The sequence below is a fragment of the Pseudomonas sp. TWI923 genome (assembly GCF_039673365.1).
Classification (GTDB): Bacteria; Pseudomonadota; Gammaproteobacteria; order Pseudomonadales; family Pseudomonadaceae; genus Aquipseudomonas; species Aquipseudomonas sichuanensis.
Genome location: NZ_JBDJLM010000132.1, coordinates 1 through 6,976 on the forward strand (window position 1 = coordinate 1; position 6,976 = coordinate 6,976).

The following is a 6,976-nucleotide window of genomic DNA, read 5'->3' on the forward strand; positions in this document are numbered from 1 at the left end:
GGGCAAGCCCGCTCCCACGTCACTGCGCGTTGGAGCGGGCTTGCCCCGCGATGGGGCCATCTGCCTTTATACTGCCTGGCCTGCGCTACCCAAAGGGCCCACCATGACCGCCATCCACATCAAGTACCCCGCCCTGACCTTCAAGGCCGGCCAACGCGCCCTGCGGCAGATCCGCGAGCGCGGCCTGCAGGCGGCCGATGTCGGTGTGCTGCCCGGCGCCGCCGGCGGGCCCAAGCCTTTGGGCATCCAGGGCCTGGACCTGGCGCTGTTCGGTGAATGGCTACCTACCGCCCCGCGCCAGCGCGCACTGATCGGCGCCTCGATCGGTTCCTGGCGCTTCGCCAGCGCCTGCCTCGACGACCCGGTAGCCGGCATCCGTCGCCTGGGCGAGCTGTACACCGAGCAGGACTTTGCCAAAGGCGTCACCCCCAGGCAGATCAGCCAGAGCAGCCAGCGCATGCTCGACGACCTGCTGCTGGGCCGCGACGAGCAGATTCTCGGCAACCCGCACTACCGCCTGAACATCCTGGTGGTGAAGAGCCACGGCCAACTCGCCCACGACCACCGTGGCCGCCTGGGCCTGGGGTTGTCTTCGGTGATCGCCAGCAACCTGCTGGGGCGCGCACGCCTGGGCCGGCATTTCGAACGAGTGATTCTGCATGACCAGCGCGCCGCGCCACCGCTGGACGCACTCACCGACTTCCCTTCGCGCTGCCTGCCGCTGAACCTGGCCAACTTGCGCCAGGCCCTGCTCGCCTCGGGCTCGATCCCCATGGTCATGGAGGGCGTGCGCGACATCCCCGGTGCCGGCACCGGCACCTACCGCGACGGCGGCCTGCTCGACTATCACCTGGACCTGCCCTACCAGGGCGACGACCTGGTGCTCTACCCGCACTTCACCGACAAGGTGGTGCCCGGCTGGTTCGACAAGGCCCTGCCGTGGCGCAAGGGTGACGCCACGCGCCTGCAGAACGTGCTGCTGATGACCCCGTCGCCGCAGTACCTGGCCGCCCTGCCCTACGGCAAGCTGCCCAACCGCAACGACTTCAAGCGCTTCATGGGCGATGCGCCGACGCGCAAGCGTTACTGGTACACCGCCATTACCGAAAGCCAGCGGCTGGGGGATGAGCTGCTGGAGCTGATCGCCACCGGGCAGTTGCAGGATCGGTTGCAAGCCTTGTAGCGGGCATGCTGGTAGACTGCGCGCATCATTGATACACACAGAGTCCTGACATCTTGGAAATCTTCAAGGAATTTACTTTCGAATCGGCCCACCGCCTGCCCAACGTTCCCGCCGGGCACAAATGCGGCCGCCTGCATGGCCACTCGTTCAAGGTCGGCCTGCACCTGACCGGCCCGCTCGATCCGCACACCGGCTGGATCCGCGATTTTTCCGAGATCAAGGCGATCTTCAAGCCGATCTACGAGCAGTTGGACCACAACTACCTGAACGACATCCCCGGCCTGGAAAACCCCACCAGCGAAGTGCTCGCCAAGTGGATCTGGGAGCAGGTCAAGCCGCTGCTGCCGGAGTTGTCGAAAGTGCGTATTCACGAGACCTGCACCAGCGGCTGCGAGTACACCGGCGACTGATCCGCAATCTTCACCAGCCCCTTCGCGGGTAAACCCGCTCCCACAGGTTCGACACAGATTTCAAAGACTGTGGTGCATCTGTGGGAGCGGGTTTACCCGCGAAGAGGCCAGCAGCATCACCCGAGAGCTTTAGCCCTGACCGCGATCCAGGGCATCACGCAGAAAACTCGGCGCGATGTAGCGCTGGTAATGCGCCTCGGACAGCAGGAAGAACTCGCGATCGATGGCATCGCGCAGTTGCGGCAAGTCCCAATCGCGGAACTCCGGCAACAACACCATTCCATACGCCTCGAGATCGCGGATCATCCGCGCGCCCCGGGCGATCAGCTGGTAAGCCCAGCAATATTCCGACTGCTGCACGACAAAGCGGATCGAGCGCTGCTCCAGTTGCTGGCGCAGCAGGCCTTTGTCGAACACTTCCAGCTTGGCCATCATCACCTGCACCAGCAGTTGCTCCAGGCGCAGCCACACGGCGCGCTTCTGCTCGTCGTCGTAGCCGTTCCAGTGGATCACTTCGTGGTGGAAACGCTTGCAGCCACGGCATACCAGATCTCCATATACCGTGGAGCAGAGGCCGACGCAAGGGGTCTTGATGGACTGGTTGGTCATTGGAAAACAACAGCTTGAGGGCGGAACACCGGCTCATGTTAGCCCTTTGTCTAACCAGGGTCACTGGTTAAAGTCATCTTTGCCGCCTTACCTTCGGGCATTTTTTGCCGTAGAATCACTCCGCCTTTTCAAGGCAACAATGTCCGTTGGAAGCTGTTTTCAAAGCGTCACGAGCACAGTTGATCCGGTAGAACGGCGTTGGCCCGGGCCATGCACCCCTCGCATGCCCGTGCCAGCCCTCATCAGCCTCCCGTTCTACAGGCGTAAAACTTTGAAAGCAGCTTCTGTAAGGATTCTTTGCGACCCTGGCGGTGCGACTCAAAAAGTCGGCGCTGCGCAGGGGTGCATTGAATGCTGGATGAGCGTCCCGGACTCCCTTTAGGGACCACTGATGAGGGTAATAACTGTGCTTGAAGCCTACCGCAAACACATCGAAGAGCGTGCCGCTCTGGGTATCGTGCCCCAGCCGCTGAACGCCGAACAAACCGCAGGCCTGGTCGAGCTGCTGAAAAACCCGCCGGCCGGCGAAGAAGCCTTCCTCGTAGACCTGATCACCAACCGCGTTCCGCCAGGGGTGGACGAAGCCGCCTACGTCAAGGCCGCGTTCCTCTCCGCCATCGCCAAGGGCGAAGCCAAGTCGCCACTGCTCGACCGCAAGCGCGCTGTCGAGCTGCTGGGCACCATGCAGGGCGGCTACAACATCGAAACGCTGGTAGCGCTGCTGGATGACGCCGAACTGGGCGCCGTCGCGGCCGAACAGCTCAAGCACACCCTGCTGATGTTCGACGCCTTCCACGACGTGGCCGAAAAAGCCAAGGCGGGCAACGTCCACGCCAAGGCCGTGCTGGAATCCTGGGCTGCCGGCGAGTGGTTCACCTCGCGTCCGGCCATTGCCGACAAGTACACCCTGACCGTGTTCAAGGTGCCTGGCGAAACCAACACCGATGACCTGTCCCCTGCCCCGGACGCCTGGTCGCGCCCTGACATCCCGCTGCACGCCCTGGCCATGCTGAAGATGGCCCGCGACGGCATCGAGCCCAAGCAGCCTGGTTCGGTCGGCCCGCTGGCCCAGATCGAAGCGGTCAAGGCCAAAGGCCACCCGGTTGCCTACGTCGGTGACGTGGTCGGTACCGGTTCCTCGCGTAAATCCGCCACCAACTCGGTGCTGTGGTTCTTCGGCGACGACATCCCGTACGTTCCGAACAAGCGCGCTGGCGGCTTCTGCTTCGGCACCAAGATCGCCCCGATCTTCTACAACACCATGGAAGACGCCGGCGCCCTGCCGATCGAATTCGACTGCACCAACCTGGCCATGGGCGACGTCATCGACGTCTACCCGTTCAAGGGCGAAGTGCGCCGCAACGGCAGCGACGAGCTGGTCACCAGCTTCGAGCTGAAAACCGAAGTGCTGCTCGATGAAGTCCGCGCTGGCGGCCGTATCCCGCTGATCGTCGGCCGTGGCCTGACCGAGAAAGCCCGCGCCGAACTGGGCCTGGGTGCTTCCGACCTGTTCAAGAAGCCAGAGCAACCTGCCGCTTCGACCAAGGGCTTCACCCTGGCGCAGAAGATGGTCGGCCGTGCCTGCGGTCTGCCGGAAGGCCAGGGCGTGCGCCCAGGTGCCTACTGCGAGCCGAAGATGACCACCGTCGGTTCCCAGGACACCACTGGCCCGATGACCCGCGACGAGCTGAAAGACCTGGCGTGCCTGGGCTTCTCCGCCGACCTGGTCATGCAGTCGTTCTGCCACACCGCCGCGTATCCGAAGCCGATCGACGTCACCACCCACCACACCCTGCCAGACTTCATCCGCACCCGTGGCGGCGTGTCGCTGCGCCCAGGCGACGGCATCATCCACAGCTGGCTGAACCGCATGCTGATGCCTGACACCGTCGGCACCGGTGGCGACTCGCACACCCGCTTCCCGATCGGCATCTCGTTCCCGGCCGGTTCCGGCCTGGTGGCCTTCGCCGCCGCCACCGGCGTCATGCCGCTGGACATGCCAGAGTCGATTCTGGTCCGCTTCAAGGGCAAGCTGCAGCCTGGCATCACCCTGCGTGACCTGGTCCATGCCATCCCTTACTACGCCATCCAGAAAGGCCTGCTGACCGTCGAGAAGAAGGGCAAGAAAAACGCCTTCTCCGGCCGCATCCTGGAAATCGAAGGCCTGGACGAACTGACTGTCGAGCAAGCGTTCGAACTGTCCGACGCCTCGGCCGAGCGTTCCGCTGCCGGCTGCACCATCAAGCTGCCAGAGAAGGCCGTTGCCGAGTACCTGCAGTCCAACATCACCCTGCTGCGCTGGATGATCGGCGAAGGCTACGGCGATGCCCGCACCCTGGAGCGTCGCGCCCAGGCCATGGAAGCCTGGCTGGCCAAGCCTGAGCTGCTGTCGGCTGACAAAGACGCAGAGTACGCCGAGATCATCGAGATCGACCTGGCCGACGTCAAAGAGCCTGTGCTCTGCGCGCCGAACGACCCGGATGATGCCCGCCTGCTGTCTTCGGTACAGGGCGAGAAGATCGACGAAGTGTTCATCGGTTCGTGCATGACCAACATCGGCCACTTCCGCGCTGCCGGCAAGCTGCTGGATAAGGTCAAGGGCGGTATCCCTACCCGTCTGTGGCTGGCTCCGCCAACCAAGATGGACGCTCACCAGCTGACCGAAGAAGGCTACTACGGCATCTACGGCAAGGCCGGTGCGCGCATGGAAATGCCAGGCTGCTCGCTGTGCATGGGTAACCAGGCACGTGTGCAGACCGGTTCGACCGTGGTCTCCACCTCGACCCGTAACTTCCCGAACCGTCTGGGCGACGCCACCAACGTGTACCTGGCATCGGCCGAGCTGGCTGCTGTCGCTTCGATCATCGGCAAGCTGCCGACCGTCGAAGAGTACATGCAGTACGCCAAGGACATCGACAGCATGGCTGCCGACGTCTACCGCTACCTGAGCTTCGACCAGATCGCCGAGTTCCGCGAAGCGGCCGCCAACGCCAAGATCCCGGTGGTTCAGGCGTAAGTTGAGTTTCAGGCTGTAACAGAAAGCCCCGGTAGAAATACCGGGGCTTTTTTATTGACTTGTTCTGGCCTCTTCGCGGGTAAACCCGCTCCCACAGGTTTAGCGCAGACCTCAAATACTGCGCAATCCTGTGGGAGCGGGTTTACCCGCGAAGAGGCCAGGGCAGGCAACATCAAATCACGAACAGATCGACAAACCTGTGCACCGGCATGGCCTCCAGCCTCACCTGGTCCTTGCACAACGCCACAATCTCCTCACAGCGCTGACGCACGAACCGCGTCGCCAGGTTGGCCCTGAACTTGGCCTCCAGCAACGGCAGCCCCTCCTCCCGCCGGCGCCGATGGCCGATCGGGTACTCCACCACCACCTGCTCGGTGTGGGTGCCGTCCTTGAAGAACACCTGCACGGCATTGGCGATCGAGCGCTTGTCCGCCTCCAGGTACTCGCGGCTGAAGCGCGGCTCCTCGACCACCTCCATCTTCTCGCGCAAGCGGTCGATGCTCGGGTGGGCGGCGTGGAAGCTGTCTTCATAGTGCTCAGCCACCAGGTCGCCGAAGATCAGCGGCACTGCGGTCATGTATTGCAGGCAATGGTCACGATCGGCGGCGTTGGCCAGCGGGCCTTCCTTGGAAATGATGCGGATCGCCGACTCGTTGGTGGCGATGACGATGCGGTCGACTTCGTGCAGGCGGTTGCGCACCTGCCGATGCAGCATCACCGCCGCCTCGCAGGCGGTCTGGGCATGGAACTCGGCGGGGAAGCTGACCTTGAACAGGATATTTTCCATGACGTAACTGCCAAACGGCTGCGGCAGGCGCAATTCGCGCTGGGCCTCTTGCTTGAGGGCCAGGTCCTTGTTGCTGTGGCTGAACGAAACATCATAAAAGCCCCACTGCGCAGCACTGAGCACACCGGGAATGCCCATTTCACCGCGCAGGGCGATATCGGCCAGTCGCACGCCCCGACTGGAGGCATCCCCCGCCGCCCACGACTTGCGCGAGCCGGCGTTAGGCGCATGGCGGTAAGTGCGCAGGGCCTGACCATCGACGAAGGCATGGGACAAGGCCGACAGCAGTTGATCGCGGTTGGCGCCCATCAGCTTGGCGCACACTGCCGTCGAGGCGACCTTGACCAGCAGCACATGATCCAGGCCGACCCGGTTGAAGGCGTTTTCCAGCGCCAGCACGCCCTGGATCTCGTGAGCCATGACCATGGCCTCGAGTACCTCGCGCATGGTCAGCGGTGCTTCGCCACCGGCCACGCGCTTCTGCGACAGATGATCGGTGACCGCGAGAATGCCGCCCAGGTTGTCAGAGGGATGGGCCCATTCGGCGGCCAGCCAGGTGTCGTTGTAGTCCAGCCAGCGGACAATGCAGCCAATGTCCCAGGCGGCTTTGACCGGGTCGAGGCGGTAGGCGGTGCCGGGCACGCGGGCGCCATTGGGCACCACCGTGCCTTCGACCAGCGGGCCGAGCAGCTTGGTGCATTCGGGGAAACGCAGCGCCAGCAGGCCGCAGCCAAGGGTGTCCATCAGGCAGTGGCGGGCGGTATCCAGGGCTTCGGGGGATTCGACGCGGTAACCGAGCACGTAGTCGGCGAGGGTCTGCAGGACCTGGTCGTAGTCGGGGCGGGTGTTGAGGTCTACGTTTGCGCTCATTCGTGGCTCCTTGAAAAAGAGCTGCTTTGCAGCCCATCGCGGGGGCAACCCCCCCCCCCCCCGAGTTAGGTGGGTGTGGGGGGGGGCCCCCCAAGGCGACA

General features: G+C 63.7%; 5 protein-coding genes. 3 read left to right on the top strand and 2 right to left on the bottom strand.

The annotated features are described in order from the left end of the window. Positions 1-103: 103 nt before the first annotated feature. Both ABE459_RS25260 and queD read left to right on the top strand, forming a co-directional pair. Positions 104-1,183 carry a patatin-like phospholipase family protein gene (locus ABE459_RS25260; RefSeq protein ID WP_323833861.1) on the top strand — a complete coding sequence of 360 codons (1,080 nt, stop codon included), beginning with the start codon at positions 104-106 and terminating at the stop codon, positions 1,181-1,183. A 53-nt stretch (positions 1,184-1,236) separates the two neighbouring features. Continuing rightward, positions 1,237-1,593, top strand: a complete 357-nt coding sequence (gene queD / locus ABE459_RS25265) for a 6-carboxytetrahydropterin synthase QueD (RefSeq protein ID WP_125463497.1) — start codon at positions 1,237-1,239, stop codon at positions 1,591-1,593. A 129-nt stretch (positions 1,594-1,722) separates the two neighbouring features. Here queD and ABE459_RS25270 read toward each other — a convergent pair whose 3' ends face one another. Next, on the bottom strand, positions 1,723-2,202 hold the full coding sequence (locus tag ABE459_RS25270; RefSeq protein ID WP_125463496.1) for a DUF1289 domain-containing protein: 480 nt from the start codon (positions 2,200-2,202) through the stop codon (positions 1,723-1,725). Positions 2,203-2,608: 406 nt separating this feature from the next. Between ABE459_RS25270 and acnB the strand changes: the two genes are divergently transcribed. Continuing rightward, entirely contained in the window at positions 2,609-5,218 is a 2,610-nt protein-coding gene (gene acnB / locus ABE459_RS25275; RefSeq protein WP_125466170.1) for a bifunctional aconitate hydratase 2/2-methylisocitrate dehydratase, read from the top strand. A gap of 172 nt (positions 5,219-5,390) precedes the next feature. Here the strand turns inward: acnB and prpD are convergent, their stop codons facing one another. Then, positions 5,391-6,875: a 2-methylcitrate dehydratase gene (prpD, locus tag ABE459_RS25280; protein WP_258706149.1), complete on the bottom strand. Its 1,485-nt coding sequence runs from the start codon at positions 6,873-6,875 to the stop codon at positions 5,391-5,393. Positions 6,876-6,976: the final 101 nt, after the last annotated feature.

Excerpts from the sequence above, each read along its gene's own strand:
- ABE459_RS25270 (WP_125463496.1), bottom strand. The coding sequence starts at position 2,202 with ATGACCAACCAGTCCATCAAGACCCCTTGCGTCGGCCTCTGCTCCACG.
- ABE459_RS25260 (WP_323833861.1), top strand. The coding sequence starts at position 104 with ATGACCGCCATCCACATCAAGTACCCCGCCCTGACCTTCAAGGCCGGC.
- prpD (WP_258706149.1), bottom strand. The coding sequence starts at position 6,875 with ATGAGCGCAAACGTAGACCTCAACACCCGCCCCGACTACGACCAGGTC.